The sequence below is a fragment of the Amnibacterium sp. CER49 genome, assembly GCF_029846255.1.
GTDB lineage: Bacteria > Actinomycetota > Actinomycetes > Actinomycetales > Microbacteriaceae > Amnibacterium.
Genome location: NZ_JARVWQ010000002.1, coordinates 1 through 20,407, shown reverse-complemented (window position 1 = coordinate 20,407; position 20,407 = coordinate 1). Strand labels below are relative to the sequence as shown.

The 20,407-nt window shown below is 72.8% G+C and carries 20 protein-coding genes, 4 tRNA genes and 1 riboswitch; of the genes, 11 read left to right on the top strand and 13 right to left on the bottom strand.

Translation table 11 applies throughout. The features are described 5' to 3' along the window. Nucleotides 1–40: 40 nt before the first annotated feature. A riboswitch (TPP riboswitch) is annotated at nucleotides 41–144 on the bottom strand. Between the two features lie 27 nt (nucleotides 145–171). Together QDR37_RS10115 and QDR37_RS10110 are read right to left on the bottom strand one after the other, a co-directional pair. After that, on the bottom strand, nucleotides 172–1,128 hold the full coding sequence (locus QDR37_RS10115; protein WP_279713624.1) for an aldo/keto reductase: 957 nt from the start codon (nucleotides 1,126–1,128) through the stop codon (nucleotides 172–174). 60 nt (nucleotides 1,129–1,188) lie between these two features. Further along, the gene (locus QDR37_RS10110) at nucleotides 1,189–1,719 is read right to left on the bottom strand and encodes a GNAT family N-acetyltransferase (protein ID WP_279713623.1); all 531 of its coding nucleotides are present in this window, start codon (nucleotides 1,717–1,719) and stop codon (nucleotides 1,189–1,191) included. Nucleotides 1,720–2,131: 412 nt separating this feature from the next. On the opposite strand from QDR37_RS10110, the gene QDR37_RS10105 reads away from it, so the two are divergent. Then, on the top strand, nucleotides 2,132–2,578 hold the full coding sequence (locus tag QDR37_RS10105) for a hypothetical protein (protein WP_279713622.1): 447 nt from the start codon (nucleotides 2,132–2,134) through the stop codon (nucleotides 2,576–2,578). 55 nt (nucleotides 2,579–2,633) lie between these two features. Here the strand turns inward: QDR37_RS10105 and QDR37_RS10100 are convergent, their stop codons facing one another. Next, nucleotides 2,634–2,804 carry a DUF4236 domain-containing protein gene (locus QDR37_RS10100; RefSeq protein ID WP_279713620.1) on the bottom strand — a complete coding sequence of 57 codons (171 nt, stop codon included), beginning with the start codon at nucleotides 2,802–2,804 and terminating at the stop codon, nucleotides 2,634–2,636. Continuing rightward, complete coding sequence (locus tag QDR37_RS10095) at nucleotides 2,804–3,286, bottom strand: lamin tail domain-containing protein (RefSeq protein WP_279713619.1); 483 nt, start codon at nucleotides 3,284–3,286, stop codon at nucleotides 2,804–2,806. The genes QDR37_RS10100 and QDR37_RS10095 overlap by 1 nt, the downstream gene beginning before the upstream one ends. A 331-nt stretch (nucleotides 3,287–3,617) precedes the next feature. Here QDR37_RS10095 and QDR37_RS10090 point away from each other — a divergent pair, with 331 nt between their 5' ends. Beyond that, nucleotides 3,618–3,926: a hypothetical protein gene (locus QDR37_RS10090; protein ID WP_279713618.1), complete on the top strand. Its 309-nt coding sequence runs from the start codon at nucleotides 3,618–3,620 to the stop codon at nucleotides 3,924–3,926. A 185-nt stretch (nucleotides 3,927–4,111) separates the two neighbouring features. Here QDR37_RS10090 and QDR37_RS10085 read toward each other — a convergent pair whose 3' ends face one another. From QDR37_RS10085 to QDR37_RS10070, 4 genes are all read right to left on the bottom strand, one after another. Beyond that, entirely contained in the window at nucleotides 4,112–4,678 is a 567-nt protein-coding gene (locus QDR37_RS10085) for a hypothetical protein (protein ID WP_279713617.1), read from the bottom strand. Between the two features lie 218 nt (nucleotides 4,679–4,896). Further along, nucleotides 4,897–4,968: transfer RNA gene (locus tag QDR37_RS10080), tRNA-Val, on the bottom strand. Between the two features lie 21 nt (nucleotides 4,969–4,989). Beyond that, nucleotides 4,990–5,063, bottom strand: a tRNA-Cys gene (locus QDR37_RS10075). A 48-nt stretch (nucleotides 5,064–5,111) separates the two neighbouring features. Further along, nucleotides 5,112–5,183, bottom strand: a tRNA-Gly gene (locus tag QDR37_RS10070). A gap of 107 nt (nucleotides 5,184–5,290) precedes the next feature. On the opposite strand from QDR37_RS10070, the gene QDR37_RS10065 reads away from it, so the two are divergent. Further along, nucleotides 5,291–5,363 (top strand) — tRNA-Val (locus QDR37_RS10065). 93 nt (nucleotides 5,364–5,456) lie between these two features. On the opposite strand, the gene QDR37_RS10060 is transcribed toward QDR37_RS10065, so the two are convergent. Together QDR37_RS10060 and zapE are read right to left on the bottom strand one after the other, a co-directional pair. Continuing rightward, on the bottom strand, nucleotides 5,457–6,749 hold the full coding sequence (locus QDR37_RS10060; RefSeq protein ID WP_279713616.1) for an ammonium transporter: 1,293 nt from the start codon (nucleotides 6,747–6,749) through the stop codon (nucleotides 5,457–5,459). 209 nt (nucleotides 6,750–6,958) lie between these two features. Continuing rightward, nucleotides 6,959–7,969 carry a cell division protein ZapE gene (gene zapE / locus QDR37_RS10055; protein ID WP_279713615.1) on the bottom strand — a complete coding sequence of 337 codons (1,011 nt, stop codon included), beginning with the start codon at nucleotides 7,967–7,969 and terminating at the stop codon, nucleotides 6,959–6,961. A gap of 164 nt (nucleotides 7,970–8,133) precedes the next feature. Here zapE and QDR37_RS10050 point away from each other — a divergent pair, with 164 nt between their 5' ends. The 3 genes from QDR37_RS10050 to QDR37_RS10040 are packed head-to-tail and all read left to right on the top strand — an operon-like array spanning nucleotide 8,134 to nucleotide 10,177. Then, on the top strand, nucleotides 8,134–9,045 hold the full coding sequence (locus QDR37_RS10050) for a sulfurtransferase (protein WP_279713614.1): 912 nt from the start codon (nucleotides 8,134–8,136) through the stop codon (nucleotides 9,043–9,045). Further along, a complete protein-coding gene (locus QDR37_RS10045; protein ID WP_279713613.1) occupies nucleotides 9,042–9,482 on the top strand; it encodes a SufE family protein in 441 nt (146 codons plus the stop codon). Before QDR37_RS10050 ends, QDR37_RS10045 begins: the two co-directional genes overlap by 4 nt. Beyond that, nucleotides 9,482–10,177 carry a dihydrofolate reductase family protein gene (locus QDR37_RS10040; protein ID WP_279713612.1) on the top strand — a complete coding sequence of 232 codons (696 nt, stop codon included), beginning with the start codon at nucleotides 9,482–9,484 and terminating at the stop codon, nucleotides 10,175–10,177. Before QDR37_RS10045 ends, QDR37_RS10040 begins: the two co-directional genes overlap by 1 nt. Here QDR37_RS10040 and QDR37_RS10035 read toward each other — a convergent pair. Beyond that, nucleotides 10,150–11,370: an alpha/beta hydrolase gene (locus tag QDR37_RS10035; protein ID WP_279713611.1), complete on the bottom strand. Its 1,221-nt coding sequence runs from the start codon at nucleotides 11,368–11,370 to the stop codon at nucleotides 10,150–10,152. The two genes, QDR37_RS10040 and QDR37_RS10035, sit on opposite strands and share 28 nt — an antisense overlap. A gap of 109 nt (nucleotides 11,371–11,479) precedes the next feature. Here QDR37_RS10035 and QDR37_RS10030 point away from each other — a divergent pair, with 109 nt between their 5' ends. The 5 genes from QDR37_RS10030 (at nucleotide 11,480) to QDR37_RS10010 (ending at nucleotide 17,161) form a co-directional block, all read left to right on the top strand. Next, entirely contained in the window at nucleotides 11,480–11,803 is a 324-nt protein-coding gene (locus tag QDR37_RS10030; RefSeq protein WP_279713610.1) for a hypothetical protein, read from the top strand. 51 nt (nucleotides 11,804–11,854) lie between these two features. Continuing rightward, nucleotides 11,855–12,445 (top strand): DUF3000 domain-containing protein, encoded by a 591-nt coding sequence (locus QDR37_RS10025; protein WP_279713609.1) that lies wholly within the window; start codon nucleotides 11,855–11,857, stop codon nucleotides 12,443–12,445. After that, nucleotides 12,438–13,688, top strand: coding sequence for an HRDC domain-containing protein (locus QDR37_RS10020; RefSeq protein WP_279713607.1), 1,251 nt, complete (start codon nucleotides 12,438–12,440; stop codon nucleotides 13,686–13,688). Before QDR37_RS10025 ends, QDR37_RS10020 begins: the two co-directional genes overlap by 8 nt. Nucleotides 13,689–13,783: 95 nt before the next feature. Beyond that, nucleotides 13,784–15,016, top strand: coding sequence for a thiolase family protein (locus QDR37_RS10015; protein WP_279713606.1), 1,233 nt, complete (start codon nucleotides 13,784–13,786; stop codon nucleotides 15,014–15,016). After that, nucleotides 15,017–17,161 (top strand): 3-hydroxyacyl-CoA dehydrogenase NAD-binding domain-containing protein, encoded by a 2,145-nt coding sequence (locus tag QDR37_RS10010; protein ID WP_279713605.1) that lies wholly within the window; start codon nucleotides 15,017–15,019, stop codon nucleotides 17,159–17,161. It begins immediately after the preceding gene. Between the two features lie 123 nt (nucleotides 17,162–17,284). Here QDR37_RS10010 and QDR37_RS10005 read toward each other — a convergent pair whose 3' ends face one another. Both QDR37_RS10005 and dxs read right to left on the bottom strand, forming a co-directional pair. Beyond that, nucleotides 17,285–18,313 carry an LD-carboxypeptidase gene (locus QDR37_RS10005; RefSeq protein WP_279713604.1) on the bottom strand — a complete coding sequence of 343 codons (1,029 nt, stop codon included), beginning with the start codon at nucleotides 18,311–18,313 and terminating at the stop codon, nucleotides 17,285–17,287. Continuing rightward, nucleotides 18,303–20,219 (bottom strand): 1-deoxy-D-xylulose-5-phosphate synthase, encoded by a 1,917-nt coding sequence (gene dxs, locus QDR37_RS10000; protein ID WP_279713603.1) that lies wholly within the window; start codon nucleotides 20,217–20,219, stop codon nucleotides 18,303–18,305. The genes QDR37_RS10005 and dxs overlap by 11 nt, the downstream gene beginning before the upstream one ends. Nucleotides 20,220–20,407 lie beyond the last annotated feature (188 nt).

The following is a 20,407-nucleotide window of genomic DNA, read 5'->3' as shown; positions in this document are numbered from 1 at the left end:
CCTCGTGGGATCGGGCAGGAGATCCGGTGGTCCCACCACCGGATGATCGATCTCGACTTCCTTCGCCGGCATGACCCGGATCAGGTTCGAGGGTCTGCGTTCCCGCACTCTCAGCGCCCCGACGGCGCTCCCCTGTCGCTGCGGCCCACGGTACACCGCGGCCGCGGCGGATCAGGCTGGGAAGAGCGCCTCGACCGCCGCCCGCTCCTCCGCCGTGAGCGGTTCCGCGCCGGCCGCGGCGGCGTTCTGCCGCACCTGCTCGGGTGTGGTGGCGCCGGCGATGACGCTCGAGAGCTCCTCGTGGGCGAGCAGCCACGCGACGGTCACCTCGAGCAGGGTCGAGCCGCGGCCGCGGGCGAGCGCGTCGAGCGACTCGATGGCGTCCCACGGCGCCTCGTCCAGGATGTGCGGCCGCTGCCGCACGATCCGGCTGTCGGCGGGGCCGCCGTCGCGGGAGAACTTGCCGGTGAAGAGGCCGTTCACGAACGGGAAGTAGGGCAGGAAGCCGAGCCCGAACCGCCGGGCCGCGGGCAGCACCTCGGCCTCGGCGCCACGGGCGAGCAGGTTGTACTCGTTCTGCGCGGACACGAACGCGCGCCGGTTCCGCAGCAGCGAGGTGAGGTGCGCCTCAGCGATCTGCCATCCGGCGAGGTTCGAGTGGCCGAAGTAGCGGATCTTGCCCTCGGTGACGAGCTCGTCGAGCGCGTCGATCGTCTCCTCGATCGGCGTGAGCGGGTCGGGCGTGTGCAGCTGGTACAGGTCGATCCAGTCGGTCTGCAGTCGCTGCAGCGAGCCCTCGACGGCGAGCCGGACGTAGCGCCGCGACCCGCGCGCACCCCAGGCCGGGATCGGGGACGGGATGTCCGCGTGGCCGAACTTCGTGGCGAGCACGACCTGGTCGCGGCGACCGGCGAGCGAGGCGCCGAGCAGCCGCTCGCTCGTCCCGTACTCGGCCCCGTAGACGTCGGCGGTGTCGATGAGGTTCACCCCGGCCTCGAGCGCGGCGTTCACGACCGCGTCGGTGCCCTCCTGCGTGATCGTGGCGGTGCCGGTGCGGCCGAAGTTGTTGCCGCCGAGACCGACGGCGGAGACGCGCAGGCCGGAGGCCCCGAGGTTGCGGTACAGCATCGGCGTCGACGGTAGCGGCCCTCCGCTCGGCGCCCGCATGAAGCCCGACGCGCGGGACCGTCAGCGCGACTCGATGAAGTGGTCCGGCGGCACGTCCGGACGCCCGGGCACCGGCCGGACCGCCTCCACCCAAGCGCCGCGGCCGAACGCCTCGTCGGCCACCCTGCGCCAGAACGCGCCTGCCGTCTCGTTGTCCTGCTGGAAGCCGATCGACCACGGACCGGGATGCGCCGCGAGCGCGTGCAGCGCGAGCGCCCGGCCGACGCCGTCGCGGCGGACCACCGGGGCGACCCAGAACCCCACGATCGAGCGCCGCTCCCCCGTCAGCCCGTCGACGAGCGCGAAGCCGATCGGCGCGTCCTCGCCGGTCCGAGGGTGGGGGCGCCGGGCGAGCCAGCCGGCGCCGTCCGGCGAGGGGAAGGCCGCGAGCGGGCCGGCCTGGTAGCGACCGTCGGTGTACGGCAGACCCTCGACGATGGGTGCGAGGTCCTGGCGGAACGCCTGCCACAACCACGCGACCACGTCCCACTCGTCGTCGGCGACCCGGTCGATGCGCGCAGCGGCGTGCGCTCCGCGGTCTCGGCCGATCACAGGCTCGCCCATCCGAGGACGACGAGCTGCACGGCCTCGTCGCGGTTCTCGAGGACCCGCTCGGGCCCGTCCCCGCGCCGCGCGATCCGCGACCCGTCGTCGCGCTCCCTCACGTCGCCGAGCATGGGATGCGGCCTCGACTGCGACTGCGACTGCGATTCCGGGCCGAACCGCACGGTCCACCTCTGCTCGCCCGCCACCCCGAGGCGGGCTGCTGCGCGTCGCTCATGGGCGCCACGGTAGTCGGCATGATCTCCCGCGCGCCGAGCTGGAGCCGATCGGACCTCGAGCAGTGCTGCGGTGTGCCACCCGTTCTACGTGTTTCGCCGTATGGAGCGCGGACGTTAACTCGAACTAACGTGCGCCCCGGCACATCTCCGTGCCCGTCGATCCCACAGAGAGGTGGCATCACATGGTCAAGGTTCTCGCGCGCTTCGCCGGAGGACTCGTCGTCGGAACTGCGCTCGCTCTCACGGCCGCCGGTCCTGTTCTCGCCAGCAGCAGCGGCGGTGCCGCGAGCACCGGCGACCACTGCTTCTCGCTCGGCGGACCGTTCTCCGCGTGCTTCCACGGCCACGAGACCTTCAACCAGGTGTCCACACCCTCGGGGAACCACATCTTCACCGACAACTACAAGGGCGTGCTCACCTTCTACCTCGACGGCACGGCGATCGAGACCGACAGGACGTCGGGCCACTCGCATGTGCTCTACAAGTCAGCGACGGACTACCTGCAGGAGCAGCATTACGCCTTCTCCGACACCTACACGCAGGACGGCGTCAGCTGCACCGCTTCCCTGCACTACCACTTCGCCCACGGGCGCATCCAGTTCGAGCGACCTTCCGGCGACTGCGAGTAGGGGCGCGACCCTGGTCTGCGTCCGGGCCGCCGACCCCCATCCTTCGGACGCGAGTTCAGCGCCTGCCGAAGCGGAAGGACAGCCCGCGAGCGATGCGGATGGAGCCGCCGCCGCGTGAGCTGAGCGTGAGCCGTCCGATGCGCTGGGACAGCGATGCCCCCCGCTTGGAGAGGTTGAGCCTGGTGCCGCGGCCCAACGAGACGCTGCGGCGGAAGACGAAGCCCATCAGCAGGGCACGGTGACGCTGTCGGCCACGCTGCCCCAGCGGCACGTGCTGTTGAGGTAGCCGGAGGCGGTGCGCAGGTAGGCGGTGTCGCCGGTGTTGTTCCAGATGTACGCGCCGGAGCCCCAGTAGAGGTTCGCGCTCGTGTTCGTGCCTGAGCCGGTGTGCACCTCGACCGACTTGCGCGGGGCGAGGCGGAAGCTCGTGGGAAAGCGGTATGTGTGCCCGGACGCGTCCTTGAGGGTGTAGCCGGACAGGTTGTAGCTGGTCGTGTAGCTGTAGTTGCCGATCTTCACCCACTCGTCGTTCAGGCTCGTGTTCGTGCGGGTGTCGGAGCCCGCCGAGTTCGGGTGCGCCCAGCTGAGGTGCAGCGGCGAGCTCGACGCGTTCGCCGGGAGCGAGCCGGCGAGGCCGAGGGCGAGCGCGGCGAGCAGGGACACGGGGACGAGCGTCCATCGGGGCACGGTCTGCTCCTCGTTCGGCACGGATGCAGCGCATCGCTGCTCCCGTGAACCGTAGGGCGCGGAGGAAGCCGAAGGAAGCCACTGAGCGGGACTTGAACGAGAACCGCGCTCCTCACCGAGAACGCAGCACCGCCGCCCGGGGCGTGACGGCCGGCGCCCCTTCAGCGTGCGCAGGGCCCATCAGTCAGCGGACTGCTCCGCCGGAGTCGCTCACGATCTCCGGCTGTCGGGATACGTAGTTCTCCGTATGTCCGGCGCTGGACCGGCTGCCATACGTTTCGCGCAGCCCGGACCTCTCGTACCCACGGACGTCCGGCACCGTCCATTCGAAGAGGAAGGGTGCAGTTCCCTCATGTCACCGCTCAGGAGGCGCATTCGCGCCGTCGCTCTCGTCACCGCGCTCACCGGCGCGACCGTCGTCACCCCGCTGCTCGCTGCCCCTGCCTTCGCCGCCGGCGGAGGGAACGCAGGCGTGCAGGTGTGTCGGCAGATCCAGGCGAACTTCTCGGGGGTGAACATCTATGGGAACTGCGTGGGGTACATCCAGAGCAACGGCAGCTCCGCCGGCTTGGCTTCGATCCTCTGCAAGGTGCTCGGCGGTCCGTACTTCCCCAACTACGGCACGTGCGTCAGCACCCTGAGGAACGACTACGGGCTCTGAGATCCAGCAGGGCCGGTCGCCGTCAGGTCATCGCCCGGCGATCTCAAGCCCGCCGTGACGATGATGTCGGACGCGGTGACTGCGCCGGCCGGGTCACCGCCGAGCACGGCGACGCCCGCCCCGGCCCGATGCCCCGCGGTGGAGCGGAACCACCGGGGTCCTGGGGCGGCTCGAGGTGGGCGACTTCAGGCCACGCAGGGCGCGTCGCACGTGTACTTCACCGTCGTCCCGTACAGCACCTGGTTGAAGGGGCCGCTGTAGCCGGCCTCGTCGGTGAAGGTGAAGTCCACGACATACCTCCGGCCGGTCAGGACCGTGGTCAGCGGCGAGCCCGCCTTCGAGACCGTCGTCACCCCGCAGTGCGTCCCGGCTGAGATCGCGGCGATCTGAGCACTGCTCGCGCTCGCCGGGGTGTCCACCCCGAAGCTGATGACCGGCTGCGACGTCGTGTTGCAGGTGGAGTAGCTCACGGCGACGGACGTGACTCTGGCTCCGACCGGAAGGTTCACGCTGAACTCCACCGCGTGGATCAGGGCGGGCCCCGAGCTGGTGACCACGGCGCCCACGCCGCCACCGCCGGTGTACTTCGGCTGCATGTTCGGGTCGAGCGTGTGAGCATCGGTACCGGCGTAGGTGACGCTGTAGGCGGTCGCGGCGGACGCCGAGGGGACGCCGCCGACCACGACGGCGGCGACGGTGGCGGCCGCGGCAGTGGCGGCGAGGACGAGGTGGGAACGGCGGAGGAGTCGCATGCCGTTCGGGCTAGCGCACCCAGCGGCGACGTCGCATCCGGGAAAACACGTACCTCACACGGTGAGCGTCGGTCGTGGCGTGAGCGCCGGCCTCCCGGCCGTTCGCCCCCACGCCAGGAGCACCTGGGACGACATGACGGAGACGATGCTGCACGCCTGTGCCGCGCGCACTCCTCGCAACGAGAGAACCCCCGGCCATCGGCCGGGGGTTCTGTCTGTGGGCGATACTGGGTTCGAACCAGTGACCTCTTCCGTGTCAGGGAAGCGCGCTACCGCTGCGCCAATCGCCCGCTCCGCCCGTCGCCGGGCGGTGGAGGTGGGGACGGGATTCGAACCCGCGTACACGGCTTTGCAGGCCGTTGCCTCGCCTCTCGGCCACCCCACCAGGTTGTGGTGACCCAAGTGACACGCCAGGTCGGGCCTGGTCCCACCGAGCGGATGACGAGATTCGAACTCGCGACCCTCACCTTGGCAAGGTGATGCGCTACCACTGCGCCACATCCGCGTCGCCCCTCGCGGGGCATCCAGAACTGTAGCCGATCGTCGCGGGGGTGTCGAACCGATCGGGGCGGCGTGGCGGCCCGATCCCCTGTGGCATAGTGGTCGACCGACGGGCGATTGGCGCAGTTGGTAGCGCGCTTCGTTCACACCGAAGAGGTCGTCAGTTCGAGTCTGGCATCGCCCACCGTCCGCCCCTCATCGGGCCTCCTCCCGGGTCCGGGAACGCGAACGGGCGCGGCTCCCGAAGGAACCGCGCCCGCCGCGAGCGGTCCGCCCGTCAGACGCCGAGCGCCTCGCGCTCGCGCTCGTCGAGCAGGTAGCTCTCCTCGCCGTGCATGGCGAGGTCGACGCCGGCGACCTCGTCCTCGTTCTTGATGCGGAAGCCCAGGGTCTTCTGCAGGATCCAGCCGAGCAGGGCGCTCGTGAAGAACGAGAAGAACATCACGGAGAAGGCACCGATCGCCTGCGCTCCGAGCTGCGCGAGGCTGCCCGTGTAGATGAGGCCGATGCCGTTGCCGAAGATGCCGATGTAGAGCGTGCCGATGAGGCCGCCGACGAGGTGGATGCCGACCACGTCGAGGGCGTCGTCGAAGCCGAGCCGCCACTTCAGGTCGATCGCGAGGGCGCAGACCGCGCCGGTGATGAGGCCGAGCACCATGCCCCAGAACGGCGTGAGGATGTTGCAGGCCGGGGTGATCGCGACGAGGCCCGCGACGGCGCCGGAGGCGGCGCCGATCGAGGTGGCCTTGCCGTCCTTCAGCTTCTCGACGATCAGCCAGCCGATGGTCGCGGCGGCGGGGGCGGCGAGCGTGTTGATCCACGCGAGCGCCGCGATGCCGTCGACGGCGGCCTCGGAGCCGGCGTTGAAGCCGAACCAGCCGAACCAGAGCAGCGCGGCGCCGAGCAGGGTGAGCGGCACGTTGTGCGGCTTCACCATGCCCTTCGCGAAGCCCACGCGCTTGCCGAGCACGATCGCGAGTGCGAGGCCCGCGGCGCCGGCGTTGATGTGCACGGCGGTGCCGCCGGCGAAGTCGTTCACGCCGAGGCCGTAGGTGATCCAGCCGCCGTCGGAGTAGCCGTGCGGGCCCTTGCCGACGGTGAAGTTGAAGACCCAGCTCGCGACCGGGAAGTAGACGAGCGTCACCCAGACGCCGGCGAACACCATCCAGGTGCCGAACTTCGCGCGATCGGCGATGGCGCCGGAGATCAGGGCCACGGTGATGATCGCGAAGGTGGCCTGGAAGCCCGAGAACGCGAGGTCGTGCAGGTTCGGGCCGCCGTTCGCCCCGCTCGTCAGCTGCGGGATGAGGCCGGCGCTCGCGAGCGGGTTGCCGATGACGTGCGGGATGATCCAGTCCTTGCCGGAGCTGAACGACATCGAGTAGCCGTAGAGCACCCAGAGGACCGCGACGAGGGCGATCGCGCCGAAGCTCATCATCATCATGCTGATGACGCTCTTCGCCTTGACCATGCCGCCGTAGAAGAAGGCGACGCCGGGGGTCATGAGGAGGACCAGGGCTGCGGCGACGAGCAGCCACAGCGAGTTGAGGGAGTTCGTGAGTTCGGCCATGAGCTGTGCGGGGACCTCTTCCTAGCGGGGTTCCGGATCCCGCCCCCTGGCGCCCTCGGCCCATCCGCAGAGCGCCGCGCCGGTGCGGGATGGGGCCACAGTGTTCCGACACCAGGTTTCGCCGGTGCGCGCGCCCCGTTTCCGGGGTGTTACGGATCGGTCCCACACGTGAATTCCGCGTTTCGGCGGCCGTGCCTGCCCGAGCGCTGCTACTCGACCGGCCCGCCCTCCGCCGTCATCGCGACGAGGCGGGAGATCGCGCGGAGGTACTTCTTGCGGTAGCCGCCCGCGAGCATGTCCTCACCGAACACCTGGTCGAGCGGCGTGCCCGTCGCGACGATCCGCACCTGGGCGTCGTAGAGCCGGTCGACGAACGCGACGAAGCGGAGCGCCTCCGCCTGCCCGGGCAGCGGATGCACGTCGCGGAGGCCGACGATCCGCAGATCGTCGACGAGGCCGACGTAGCGCGCGGGGTGCACGGTCGCGAGGTGCTCGACGAGCGCCCCGAAGTCGTCCGTCGTCACGTCCCGGGCGTCGGGCAGCGCGTCGACCTCGGCCTCGGTCGCGACCCGGGCGTCGCCCTCCACGGCCCGCCGGCGGTAGTCGAGGCCCTCGATCCGGACGGTCTTGAACCGGTCCGAGAGCCCCTGGATCTCGCGGAGGAAGTCCGCGGATGCGAACCGCCCCTCCCCCAGGGCGTTCGGCGGCGTGTTCGACGTGGCGCCGATGCGCGTGCCGCTCGCGGTGAGCTCGCCGAGGAGCCGCGACATGAGCATGGTGTCGCCCGGGTCGTCGAGCTCGAACTCGTCGATGGCGAGCAGGCTCGAGCCACGGAGCAGCTTCACGGCCTCCGCGTAGCCGAGGGCGCCGACGAGCGCTGTGTACTCGATGAACGTCCCGAAGTACTTGCGCCCGGGAGCGTTGCGCCAGAGGGCCGCGAGCAGGTGCGTCTTGCCGACGCCGAACCCGCCGTCGAGGTACAGGCCGGGCCGCTCCGGCGGCTTCGGGCCGCGCCGGAAGAGCCCGGCGGGCGGGGCGGTCCAGTCGGCGGTGAACGCCTCGACCTCGTCGACCGCGCCCTGCTGCGACGGGTAGTCGGCGTCGGGTCGGTAGCTCTCGACGCTCGCGGTCGCGAACTGCCGCGGCGGCACGAGCGAGGCGGCCATCTGGTGCGCGTCGACCGCAGGCACCCGGTCGACGAGGTGGGAGGTCGTGCTCATGCTGGACGTCGGCCGTTCGGTTGCATCGGTTACGGCCTCCGGGACAGAAGGTGCGGCCGAGTTGCGTATCGTCGCAGGGAGCGGCCGCGGACGGCTGCAGCAGTGTAGACCGCGCCTGGATCCCCCCCCCTGACCGGGCTCGGTCCGAACGGAAGGAAGCGCACGTGTCCACGCACACCGACCCGACCCCGAAGTTCCGGGAGTACGCGCACCCCGAGCGCCTCGTCTCGACGGAGTGGCTCGCCGAGCACCTGAACGACTCGTCGCTCGTCGTCGTCGAGTCCGACGAGGACGTGCTGCTCTACGAGACCGGCCACATCCCGGGCGCCGTGAAGGTCGACTGGCACCTCGACCTGAACGACCCGGTGACCCGCGACTACATCGACGGCGAGGCGTTCGCCCGCCTCCTCGGACGGCTGGGCATCGGCCGCGACACGACCGTCGTGATCTACGGCGACAAGAGCAACTGGTGGGCGGCGTACGCCCTCTGGGTGTTCACCCTCTTCGGCCACGACGACGTGCGGCTGCTCGACGGCGGCCGCGCGAAGTGGATCGCCGAGGACCGGCCGCTCACGACCGATCTGCCGGAGCGCGCGCCGGTCGACTACCCCGTCGTGCAGCGCGACGACTCGGCGGTGCGGGCGTTCCGCGAGGACGTGCTCGCGCACTTCGGCCACCCGCTCATCGACGTGCGCAGCCCGCTCGAGTACTCCGGGGAGCGCACCACGGCGCCCGAGTACCCGGAGGAGTCCGCGCTCCGCGCCGGCCACATCCCCTCCGCGCAGAACGTGCCGTGGGGCAAGGCCGCCGCGGAGGACGGCACCTTCCGCTCGCGGCAGGAGCTCGAGGCCCTCTACCAGGACCAGGCGGGACTCTCCCCCGACGACGACGTGATCGCCTACTGCCGCATCGGCGAGCGGTCGAGCCACACCTGGTTCGTGCTCACGCACCTGCTCGGCTACGACCGCGTGCGCAACTACGACGGCTCGTGGACCGAGTGGGGCAGCTCGGTGCGGGTGCCGATCGTGAAGGGCGCCGAGCCCGGCGAGGTCCCGGCGGTGCCGGTGTCCGCATGAGCGGACCCGCCGCGAGCACGGCGCTCCCCGCGTCGCTGCAGGAGATCCAGGAGGAGTTCCTCGCGCTCGAGACGCGCGACCGGCTCCTGCTGCTGCTCGACTACGCGAACGACCTGCCGGAGCTGCCCGCGCGCTACGGCGAGCACCCCGAGCGGCTCGAGCGCGTCACCGAGTGCCAGGCGCCGGTGTTCGTCGCGGCCGAGGCGCCGGAGGGCGTCGTGCACGTCTACGCGCAGGCCCCGGCCGAGGCCCCGACGACCCGCGGGTTCGCCTCCGTGCTCGTGCACGGCCTCGGCGGCCTCGCGCTCGAGGAGGCGCTGGCGGTGCCCGATGACTTCCCGAACACGCTCGGGCTCGACGCCGCGGTCTCCCCGCTGCGCCTGCGCGGCATGAGCGGCCTGCTCGGCCGCATCAAGCGGCAGCTCCGAGCCGCCTGATGCGGGTCACGGGCCTCGTGCCCGCGACCGAGCCGGCCGAGGTCGAGGGCGAGGCGCTCCGCGACCTGCTGCGCGACCGGTACGAGCGGCCGGGCGACGTGGTCCGGCTGAACCTCGTCACGGCGCTCGGCGGCGCGATCACGGGACCGTCGGGCACCTCCGAGGACCTCACGGGCGGCATCGACCGCACCCTGCTCGGGGTGCTCCGCTCGCTGTCCGACGTCGTGCTCGTCGGCGCGGGCTCGCTCCGGGCGGAGGGGCTCGGCCTGCCGAGACGGGTGCCGCTCGCCGTGGCGACCGGGTCCGGCCGGCTGCCGGCACCCCCGGAGGGCGCGACGCCCGAGCGCTTCCTCGTGCTCTGCCCCGCCGGCGCGGTCGGCACCGCGCGGGACTCGGTGGGCGACGCGGCGACGATCGTGCCGCTGCCGGCCGACCCGAGGGTGGACCCCGCCGTGCTCCTCGCGGCGCTCCGCGAGCGGGGGCTCGGGCGCATCGCCTGCGAGGGCGGCGGCCGGCTCGCCACGGCGCTGCTCGCTGCCGGGCTCGTCGACGAGTTCGACCAGACCCTCTCGCCGGTGCTCGCGGCCGGGTCCCCGCTCGTCGCGGGCGACCTCGCGCCGGTGCCCGCGCGCCTCGCGGGGCTGCTCACCGACGCGACCGGACGGCTCTACGCGCGCTGGGACCTGCGCGCCTGACGCCGGTGCGGCCCGGGAAGGGCCGCGACGGCGGCGCCGTCCGTGCGCAGCCATGCCGAGACGGCGCGCTCCCACCGCGGGCGGTCCTGGTTCCAGAGGCGCGTGTGGCGGCCACCCGCGAACGGCACGAGCGTGACCAGGTCGGGCCGCTCCTCGGCGAGGCGGCGCGACGCCTCGAACGGGGCCCGGCCGTCGTCGTCGCCGTGCAGCACGAGCACCGGCAGCCGGAGGTCGGCGGGGCGCACCGACGCCGGGCGCGGCCTGTCGAGCGGCTCGTCATCACCGAGCACGCGCGCGCCGATCCGGCTCGCGGCCAACGAGAGCGCTCCGCGGCGCACGGGCCGCGGCAGCCGATCGACGCGCGCGGCATGCGCGACGGCCTCGGCGGGATCGAGCACCGGCGAGTCGAGCACCAGGCCGGAGAGCACCGATGACAGCCGCGAGCGCGCCGCCGTCTGCAGCACGAGCTCGGCGCCGGTCGAGAAGCCCATGAGCACGACCTCCCGCGCCCCCTGGTCGAGGGCGTGCAGCACCGCGGCCTCGACGTCGAGCCAGGCGCCGTCGTCGAAGCCGATGCGGCCGGGCGGCGAGCCGGGCGCCTCGCCGTCGTCGCGGTACGACGGCAGCAGCGTCGACCAGCCGGCCGCGTGGAAGGCGGGCACCGCACGGAGCGCCTCCTGCCGCACGCTGGAGCGGCCGTGCACGAGCACCGCCCAGCGGGGCGAGTCGAAGCCCTCGGCCGGGATCTCCCACGCGGGCGCCGCGCCGACCGTCGTCTGCAGCCGCACGTCGTCGGAGAAGACGTCGAGATCGTCCGGGGTCAGGTACACCCAGCCGTTGAACCGGCCCTGCCCGCTCGGCGGCGGGTCGCCCTCGACGTCGAGCAGCGCCCGCACGACGCCCTCCCCGCGCCGCTCGAGCACATCGCCGACCCGGAGGAGCCCGCGGGCGCCGTCGAACCAGAAGCTGTACACGCCCGGCAGCAGGGCGTCCTCGGTCGCCTCGAACCGCACCGTGCGCGTCACCCGGTCGAGGTCGAGCACGGCGGTCGCCGCCGGCTCGCGGTGCGCGGTGCCGAGCATCCGCCGCGCCGCCCGTGTGGTCACCGCGCCGGCGACGGCCGCGCCGGCGACGAGCACACCGCCCGCCGCGACGGCGCCGCCGACGACGCCGCGGGGGGTCCGAACGCTCACCGCCCCATCCTCACCCGGCGCGGCCGCTGCGGCTCGAAGCGGCACGCGTTCCGCGGAACGCCGCGCGCGGTTCACGACGTGTTCCCCCGAACGGGGCACAGTGCGTGCTGTGAGGCCGTCGACCGCGGCGAAGATGCTGCCGCTCCTCCTGCTCCCCGCCCTGCTCTCCGCGTGCACCGCGTCCGCCCCCGACCCGACCGTGACGGTCGCGATCCCGGCGCGTGCGGCCGTCCAGCACTACGACGTCTGGATCCACGACGCCGCGCACCGGGTCGTCGCGCACCGCGAGATGGCGAGCGGGCAGCGCGCCACCTTCCCGGCCCCGCCCGGCTGGGTCACGGTGCGGGTGAGCGGGCTCTGCGTCGTGCCGCACGAGCTCGACGGCGGCTCCGTGAAGGTGACGGTGGCCCCGGACCGCTGCACGGTCACGTGACCCGCCTGCGGCTTCCAGGCCGTTCCCGCACGCCCGGCCTACCCTGAGGTCGTGCCGAACGGTCCCACCACGCCGCCGGCCCCCTTCGAGAAGGCGCGGGCCTCCCTTCAGGCAGCCCGGATCCGGAGCGAGCTGGTCGTGACGGAGATCCCGTCGCCGACGGAGGTCGCCCCGTACTCGATCGCGCTCGCCGGCGATGTGCGGCAGAAGATCCACGGCGAGGACTCGGAGCTCGGCACCGGGCGCTTCATCCTCCTGCACGACCCCGAGGGCCAGCCCGCGTGGGACGGCGAGTTCCGGGTGGTCTGCTTCGCGCAGGCACCGCTCGAGACCGAGATCGGCACCGACCCGTTCCTCGCCGAGGTGACCTGGTCGTGGCTCACCGACGCGCTCGAGACGCGGGGCGCGAGCTACACGGCCGCGGCCGGCACCGCCACCACCATCGTCTCGTCCGGCTTCGGCGACCTCGCCGACCAGGGCACGGGGGCGAAGATCGAGCTCCGCGCCTCCTGGACGCCGGCCGACCTCGACCTGGCCGCGCATGTGGAAGGGTGGGGCGAGTTGTTGTGCATGCTCGCCGGTCTCCCCCCGGCGGCCGAGGGAGTGAGTGTGTTGTCCGCACGTCGAGCAGGGCGTGGCTGACCCGGCCGAAGAGCCCGTCGTCCACGACGCGGTGCCGGCCGAACCGGTCGAGGTCGTCGCGAGCCGCGAGGGCTATCTCGACGCGGTGGAGCGCATCCGCGCCGGCCACGGGCCGATCGCCGTCGACGCCGAGCGCGCCTCGGGGTTCCGCTATTCGCAGCGCGCGTACCTGATCCAGCTGTTCCGCCGCGGCTCGGGCACGATCATGCTCGACCCGCCCGCGCTCGCCGCGGTCACCGACTTCGCCGAGCTCGCCGACGCGATGCGCGGCGAGGAGTGGGTGCTGCACGCGGCGAGCCAGGACCTGCCCTGCCTCCGCGAGGTGGGGCTCGACCCGGATCGCGTCTTCGACACCGAGCTCGCCGCCCGCCTGCTCGGCTTCGAGCGCGTCGGCCTCGGCGCGGTCGTCGAGCAGCTGCTCGGCCTGCACCTCGCGAAGGAGCACTCCGCCGCCGACTGGTCGACGAGGCCGCTGCCCCGCTCCTGGCTCGTCTACGCCGCCCTCGACGTCGAGCTGCTCGTCGACGTGCGCGACGCCGAGGCGCGCCTGCTCGACGAGGCCGGCAAGACCGCCATCGCCGAGCAGGAGTTCGAAGCGGTGCGGACGCGCGCGGTCCGGGCGGCACCCGCCGAGCCCTGGCGCCGCCTGTCGGGCGTGCACGCCGTGCGCGGCGCGCGCAACCTCGCCGTGGCGCGGGAGCTGTGGCTCGCCCGCGACGCCTACGCCCGCGACGTCGACTCGGCGCCCGGCCGCCTCGTGCCCGACGCCTCGCTCGTCGCGGTCGCCCGGACGCCGCCGTCGAGCAAGCGCGAGCTCGCCGCGATGCGCAGCTTCAGCGGCCGCGCGAGCCGCAACGAGATCGACCGCTGGTGGGCGGCCGTCGAGGCCGGCCTCGCGACGGAGGACCTGCCCGCCGCCCGCGTGCCGTCCGACACGCTGCCGCCGCCGCGCGCCTGGGCCGACCGCAACCCCGAGGCCGACCGCCGGTTGAAGGCGGCCCGGCCCGCGATCGCCGAGCTCGCCGAGCACCTGAACCTGCCGACGGAGAACCTGCTCACCCCCGACGTGCTCCGCCGGGTCGCGTGGGAGCCCCCCGTCGAGGTGGACGCCGACGCGATCGCCGAGGTGCTCCGCGCCCAGGGGGCCCGCGAGTGGCAGATCGCGCTGACCGCACCGGTGATCGCCGACGCGTTTGTGCGCGGCGGCCAACCGGATCCGGCGTCCGACGCCGACGCGTCGTAGGTTCCCGCGGTCGATTCGACTTCCTCAGGGCGGCCCAGCAGGATCGTCCGGGTTCCGCCGTCGGGTCCCGGCGGCGTCGTTCTGAACGGAGGCGCGTGGTCGAGCGCAGCGAGGTCGTGTTCGTCGACGGGGTCCGCACCCCGTTCGGCCGGGCCGGCGAGAAGGGCATGTACTGGGGCACGAGGGCCGACGACCTCGTCGTGAAGGCGATGGTCGCGCTGCTCGAGCGCAACCCGCGGCTCCCGAAGGACCGCGTCGACGACGTGGCGATCGCGGCCACCACGCAGGCCGGCGACCAGGGCCTCACGCTCGGGCGGACCGCGGCGCTGCTCGCGGGTCTCCCCCGCTCGGTCCCGGGCTACGCGATCGACCGCATGTGCGCGGGCGCGATGACGAGCGTCACGACGGTCGCCGGCGCGATCGGCTTCGGCGCCTACGACGTCGCGATCGCCGGCGGCGTCGAGCACATGGGGCACCACCCGATGGGCGCAGGCGCCGACCCGAATCCGCGGTTCGTGAGCGAGCGGCTCGTCGGCACCGACGCGCTCGTCATGGGCGCGACCGCCGAGCGGATCCACGACCGGATGCCCCATCTCACGAAGGAGCGCTCCGACCGGTTCGCGATGCGCTCCCAGCAGAAGGCGGCCGCCGCCTACGAGGCCGGCCGCATCCAGCCGGACCTCGTGCCGGTCGCCACCCGCAGCGAGACGGGCTGGGGCCTCGCCGTGCGCGACGAGCTCATGCACCCCGACACGACGATGGAGGCGCTCGCGACGCTCCGCACGCCGTTCCGGCCGCACGGCCGCATCACGGCCGGCAACGCGGCGGGCCTCAACGACGGCGCGAGCGCGTCCCTGATCGCGAGCGAGGCCGCCGCGAAGGAGCTCGGCCTGCCGGTGAAGATGCGGCTCGTCAGCTTCGCCTTCGCCGGCGTCGAGCCCGAGGTGATGGGGCTCGGCCCGGTGCCGAGCACCGAGAAGGCGCTCCGCAAGGCGGGGCTCACGATCGACGACATCGGGCTCTTCGAGCTGAACGAGGCGTTCGCCGTGCAGGTGCTGAGCCTGCTCGACCACTTCGGCATCGACGACGACGACCCGCGCGTCAACCCGTGGGGCGGCGCGATCGCGTTCGGGCATCCGCTCGCCTCGTCCGGCGTGCGCCTCATGGTGCAGCTCGCCGCGCAGTTCGCCCTGCACCCCGAGGTGCGGTACGGGCTCACGGCGATGTGCATCGGCCTCGGCCAGGGCGGCAGCGTGATCTGGGAGAACCCGCACTTCGACCCGAAGGCCGCGCGGAAGGCCCGCAAGCAGGAGAGGAAGGCGGCGTAGATGACCGGCACCGTCGAGCAGGACCTCGCTGCGCTCGCCGCCGACGAGGTCGTGACCGAGGCCTACAGCCGCGACGTGCCGCTGCCGGACGGCGGCGTGCTCGTGCTCGTCACGGTCGACAACGGGCGCGACCACAAGCGGCCGAACACGTTCGGCCCGCGCAGCCTCGCCGCCCTGGAGCGCGAGCTGCTCGCGGCGAAGGCACGTGCCGCACGGGGTGAGATCCGCGGACTCGCCGTCACCGGCAAGCCGTTCATCCTCGGCGCGGGCGCCGACCTCAGCCAGGTCGGCGTGGTGCCGGACCGCGCCACGGCGAAGCGGATCGTGTCGACCGGCCACCGGGTGCTCGGGATGCTCGGCGAGCTCGGCGTGCCGAGCTTCTGCTTCATCAACGGCCTCACCCTGGGCGGCGCGCTCGAGCTCGCGCTGAACGCCGACTACCGCACCGTCGCCGAGTCGGTGCCCGCGATCGCGTTCCCCGAGGTGTTCCTCGGGCTCATCCCGGGCTGGGGCGGCTGCTTCCTGCTGCCGAACCTCATCGGCATCGAGAACGCGCTCCGCGTGATCGTCGAGAACCCGCTGAAGCAGAAGACGCTCACCGGTCCTCAGGCGTTCGAGCTCGGCATCGCCGACGTGCTGCTGCCGAGCGCGAGCTTCCTCGAGCGCTCGATCGCCTGGGCCGGCGACGTGCTCGCCGGGCGTGTGAAGGTCGAGCGCCCGCACGCCCCCGGACGCCTCGAGCGCCTCGCGAAGTGGGACATCGCCATCGGCGTCGCGCGCAAGCAGCTCGAGTCGCGCATCGGCACCGTGCCGAGGTCGCCGTACGTCGCCCTCGACCTGCTGAAGGGCGCGAAGCGGGCCACGAAGGCCGAGGGCTTCGCCGCCGAGGACGAGGCGCTCGCCGACCTCATCGCCGGCGACCAGTTCGCCGCGAGCATGTACGCGTTCGACCTCACGCAGAAGCGGGCGCGGAAGCCCGCCGGCGCGCCCGATGCGGCACTCGCCAAGAAGGTGACGAAGGTCGGCGTGATCGGCGCCGGTCTGATGGCGAGCCAGTTCGCGCTGCTCTTCGCCCGCCGGCTGAAGGTGCCGGTGCAGATCACCGACCTCGACCAGGCGCGGGTGGACGCGGGTATCGCCCGCATCCATGAGGAGATCGGCACGCTGCTCGGCCGCGGCCGCGTGAACCAGGACGAGGCGAACCGCCTCACCGCCTCGATCACCGGCACCACTGACCTCGCCGACTTCGCGGACTGCGACTGGGTCATCGAGGCCGTCTTCGAGGAGCTGTCCGTCAAGCAGCAGGTGTTCGCGGACGTGGAGCCGCACCTCTCCCCCGAGGCCGTGCTCGCGACGAACACCTCCTCGCTGTCGGTCGAGGCGATCGGCGCGCGGCTGCAGCACCCGGCGCGGGTGGTCGGATTCCACTTCTTCAACCCCGTCGCGGTGATGCCGCTGATCGAGGTCGTGCGCACGCCCGCCACCGACGATGCGACGCTGTCGACGGCGATGACCGTGGCGAGGACCCTGAAGAAGAACGCGGTCATCGTGCGCGACGCCCCGGGCTTCGTGGTCAACCGGATCCTCGCGAAGGTGCTCGGCGAGGCGATGCACGCCGTCGACACCGGCACGCCGTTCCCGGTGGTCGACCGGGCGCTCGACGCCTTCGGACTGCCGATGAGCCCGTTCGAGCTGCTCGACCTCGTCGGCCTGCAGGTCGGCGCGCACGTGCTCGACACGCACCACGCGGCCTTCCCCGAGCGGTTCTTCGACTCCGCGAACCTGCACGCGCTCGCCGATGCGGGTGTGCTGCTCGCCAAGGACGACACGGGCACGGTCAAGGGCTTCGACAAGCGGGCGATCGCGATCGTGCAGCGGACCGTCCCGAAGGGCGCGACGCCGCTGACCGCCGAGCAGTTCCGCGAACGGGTCGAGGACGGGCTCGCCGACGAGATCCACCGCATGCTCGAGGACGGCGTGGTCGCGGCACCCGAGGACATCGACCTCTGCCTGGTCCTCGGCGCCGGCTACCCGTTCCAGGCGGGTGGCATCACGCCCTACCTCGACCGGGTCGGCGCCTCGGAGCGGGCGTTCGGGGCCACGTTCCACTCCCCGCCGATCCGCGGGGCGGCCTCGCGGTCCTGATCCGGACCGGGGCGCCACGCACCGGTCGCACCTCGCGCCGCCTCGGCTCCGGCTGACCGACGCGAAGTGCGACCGTCGGAGCCGACACCGACTCGGGTCGCGACTCGAGTCGGTGTCGGGCGGTCAGACCAGCGACTGCTCGACGAACGCGCGCTCGTCCGAGAACACGAGGTGGGCGAGGGCGCCGTTCACGAGCGCGGCCTGCGGCGGCACGTGCCCGCAGTCGACCTCGCCGATGATGGGCACGCCGAGCGGCAGCAGCGCGTCGCGGACGGCCTCGTGCTGCGTCATGGTCGGCGCGTCGGGCGCGTCGGTTCGCCCGACGAGCACGGCGACGGCGTCGTCGAAGAAGCCGGCGAGCCGCATGCCGTGCAGGGCGCGGCAGACGGCGAAGGCCGGGTCCTCGGCCGCCTCCACGTAGACGATGCGGGGTCCGGGCAGTCGCCTCACGTCGGCGAAGGGCGTGCCGGCCAGCGGTCCGAGGGTCTCGATGCACCCGCCGATGAGACGCCCCTGCACGTCGACGGGCTCCGTGCCCGAGTCGAGCCGCACCCAGCCGCCGTCGCCGTTCCAGCGGCGCTCGCGGATCGCGGGCTCGGCGGTCCAGTCGTCCCACTCGCCGCGCCGTGAGACGCCGGCGCTCGCCTGCCGGAACCGCTCCCCCGCGCGGCCGGTCGCGACGTCGAGCCAGTGCAGCAGCGGCGGCGGGACGCTGTAGGGGGTGTCCATCAGGTTCGAGCCGTGCAGCGTCGCCGTGCCGGTCAGCAGCGTGAGCGGCACGAGCAGCGTCGAGAGGTCGGAGTAGCCGACGAGCCACGTCGGCTCGGCCTCGGCGAGCGCGGCCCAGTCGAGCAGCGGCACGAGGTCGATCGCCGTCTCGCCGCCCCACGGCGGCACCACGGCGCGCACCTCGGGGTCGAGCAGCAGCTCCTGCAGCTCGGCGGCACGGTCCGCCGCTGGCGCGCTCACGTGACTCGCCCCGTCCATGCACCGGCCGACGCGCACGTCGTAGCCGAGGTCGGTGAGCAGCAGCACCGACGCCTCGAGCCGTGCCAGGTGCCGGGTGCCGACGCCGCTCGACGGCGACGTGACGCCGATCCGGTCGCCGGGCTGGAGGGGGCGCGGGTACCGCACCGGGGTCTCAGCGGACACGCGCGTCGGCGGCCCGGGCTGCGGGCAGCTTCGCGCCACGCATCTGGTCGACGATGTCGCGCGCGATCTGCGCCGGGGCGAGACCCGCGTCGGCGAGGATCTCGGCGCGCTCCGCGTGCGGGAGGAACGCGTCGGGCAGCCCCACCTCGTTCAACGCGGTGTCCACCCCGGCGGCGCGGAGGTCCTGGCGCAGGCGGGTGCCGACGCCACCGACGCGCACACCGTCCTCGATCGTCACGACGAGCCGGTGCTGCGCGGACAGCTCGATGAGGCTCGGCGCGATCGGCACCGCCCAGCGCGGATCGACGACCGTGGCGCCGATCCCCTCCTGCTTCAGCAGTCCGGCGACCTCGAGCGCCTGCTGCGCCATGACCCCGACCGCGACGATGAGGACGTCCCCGCGCTCGTCCCGGGTCAGCACGTCGACGCCGTCCTCCAGCCGCTCCAGGGCCGGGATCGCCGCAGGCACGCCGCCCTTCGGCAGCCGCAGCACCGTCGGCGCGTCCTCGACGGCCACGGCCTCGGCGAGCTCGGCCGCGAGGGTGTCGGCGTCGCGAGGCGATGCGATGCGGATCCCGGGCACGATCTGCAGCACGGCGAGGTCCCACATGCCGTGGTGGCTCGCGCCGTCGGGCCCGGTGATGCCGGCGCGGTGCAGCACGAACGTCACGCCGGCCCGGTGCAGCGCGACGTCCATGAGCACCTGGTCGAAGGCCCTGTTGAGGAAGGTCGCGTAGACCGCGAACACCGGATGCAGGCCGCCGAACGCGAGGCCGGCCGCTGAGGCGGCCGCATGCTGCTCGGCGATCCCGACGTCGATGACGCGAGCCGGGAAGCGTTCCGCGAGCGGAGCGAGCCCGACGGGGCGGAGCATCGCCGCCGTGATGCCCACGATCCGCGGGTCGTGCTCGGCGAGCTCGAGCAGGTCCTGCCCGAACGCGTCGGCCCAGTCCTTCCGCGCTCCCGTCGCGAGCGAGAGGCCGGTATCGGGATCGATGACCCCGACCGCGTGGAACTGGTCCGCCTCGTCGTTGCGGGCGGGCGCGTAGCCGCGGCCCTTCTCGGTGATCACGTGCACGAGCACCGGCAGCTCGTACTGCTTCGCCTGACGCAGCGCCTGCTCGACCGCTGCCTCGTCGTGCCCGTCGATCGGGCCGAGGTACTTGATGTCGAGGTTCGAGTACATGCGGTCGTTGTAGGCGAACCGCCCGAGGAAGCCGTGCAGCGCGCCGCGGGCGCCTCGGTAGAAGGCGCGCCCCGGACGGCCGAATCGGTCGAACAGCTGCTTCGAGCCCAGGTACATGTCGCGATAGGTGCGACGGGTGCGCACCTCGTTGAGGTAGTGCGCGAGGCCGCCGATCGTCGGCGCGTAGGAGCGGCCGTTGTCGTTCACGACGATCACCAGCCGGCGGTTGTTGTCGTCGCTGATGTTGTTCAGCGCCTCCCACGTCATGCCGCCGGTGAGCGCGCCGTCGCCGACCACCGCGACGACGTGCCGGTCGCGCTGGCCCGTCACGTGGAAGGCCCTGGAGATGCCGTCGGCCCAGGACAGGGACGACGACGCGTGCGAGCTCTCGACGATGTCGTGGACGCTCTCGGCACGGCTCGGATAGCCCGCCAGGCCGCCCCGCTGCCGCAGCCGGGAGAAGTCCTTCCGACCGGTGAGGAGCTTGTGCACGTACGACTGGTGCCCGGTGTCGAACACGATCGCGTCGCGGGGCGAGTCGAAGACGCGATGGATCGCGATGGTGAGCTCGACGACGCCGAGGTTCGGACCGAGGTGGCCACCCGTCTTCGACACCGACCGGATGAGGAACTCGCGGATCTCCGCGGCGAGCCGCGTCAGCTGCTCGCGGGTCAGTCCGTCGAGGTCTCTCGGTCCTCGGATGCTGTCCAACACGCTCATGGTCGTCCCCACAATACGGGTGATGCCCGCCCCGTTCCGGGGCGGGCATCGCACCTGTCAGTGGTTCCTGAGCCTCCGGATCACGCCTCCACGAGGCTGCGGAGCCGCGCGGTGGAGCTCAGAGCGGAGACCCTTCCGGGTCTCCGCCGCGACCCCAGCGCCGAGGCCCGTCCCGGGCCTCGGGAGCA

What these genes read in the sequence shown, in the direction of transcription:
- QDR37_RS10115 (WP_279713624.1), bottom strand. Translation starts at nt 1,128, where the DNA reads ATGCTGTACCGCAACCTCGGGGCCTCCGGCCTGCGCGTCTCCGCCGTC.
- QDR37_RS10105 (WP_279713622.1), top strand. Translation starts at nt 2,132, where the DNA reads ATGGTCAAGGTTCTCGCGCGCTTCGCCGGAGGACTCGTCGTCGGAACT.
- QDR37_RS10100 (WP_279713620.1), bottom strand. Translation starts at nt 2,804, where the DNA reads ATGGGCTTCGTCTTCCGCCGCAGCGTCTCGTTGGGCCGCGGCACCAGG.
- QDR37_RS10090 (WP_279713618.1), top strand. Translation starts at nt 3,618, where the DNA reads ATGTCACCGCTCAGGAGGCGCATTCGCGCCGTCGCTCTCGTCACCGCG.
- QDR37_RS10085 (WP_279713617.1), bottom strand. Translation starts at nt 4,678, where the DNA reads ATGCGACTCCTCCGCCGTTCCCACCTCGTCCTCGCCGCCACTGCCGCG.
- QDR37_RS10060 (WP_279713616.1), bottom strand. Translation starts at nt 6,749, where the DNA reads ATGGCCGAACTCACGAACTCCCTCAACTCGCTGTGGCTGCTCGTCGCC.
- zapE (WP_279713615.1), bottom strand. Translation starts at nt 7,969, where the DNA reads ATGAGCACGACCTCCCACCTCGTCGACCGGGTGCCTGCGGTCGACGCG.
- QDR37_RS10045 (WP_279713613.1), top strand. Translation starts at nt 9,042, where the DNA reads ATGAGCGGACCCGCCGCGAGCACGGCGCTCCCCGCGTCGCTGCAGGAG.
- QDR37_RS10040 (WP_279713612.1), top strand. Translation starts at nt 9,482, where the DNA reads ATGCGGGTCACGGGCCTCGTGCCCGCGACCGAGCCGGCCGAGGTCGAG.
- QDR37_RS10010 (WP_279713605.1), top strand. Translation starts at nt 15,017, where the DNA reads ATGACCGGCACCGTCGAGCAGGACCTCGCTGCGCTCGCCGCCGACGAG.
- dxs (WP_279713603.1), bottom strand. Translation starts at nt 20,219, where the DNA reads ATGAGCGTGTTGGACAGCATCCGAGGACCGAGAGACCTCGACGGACTG.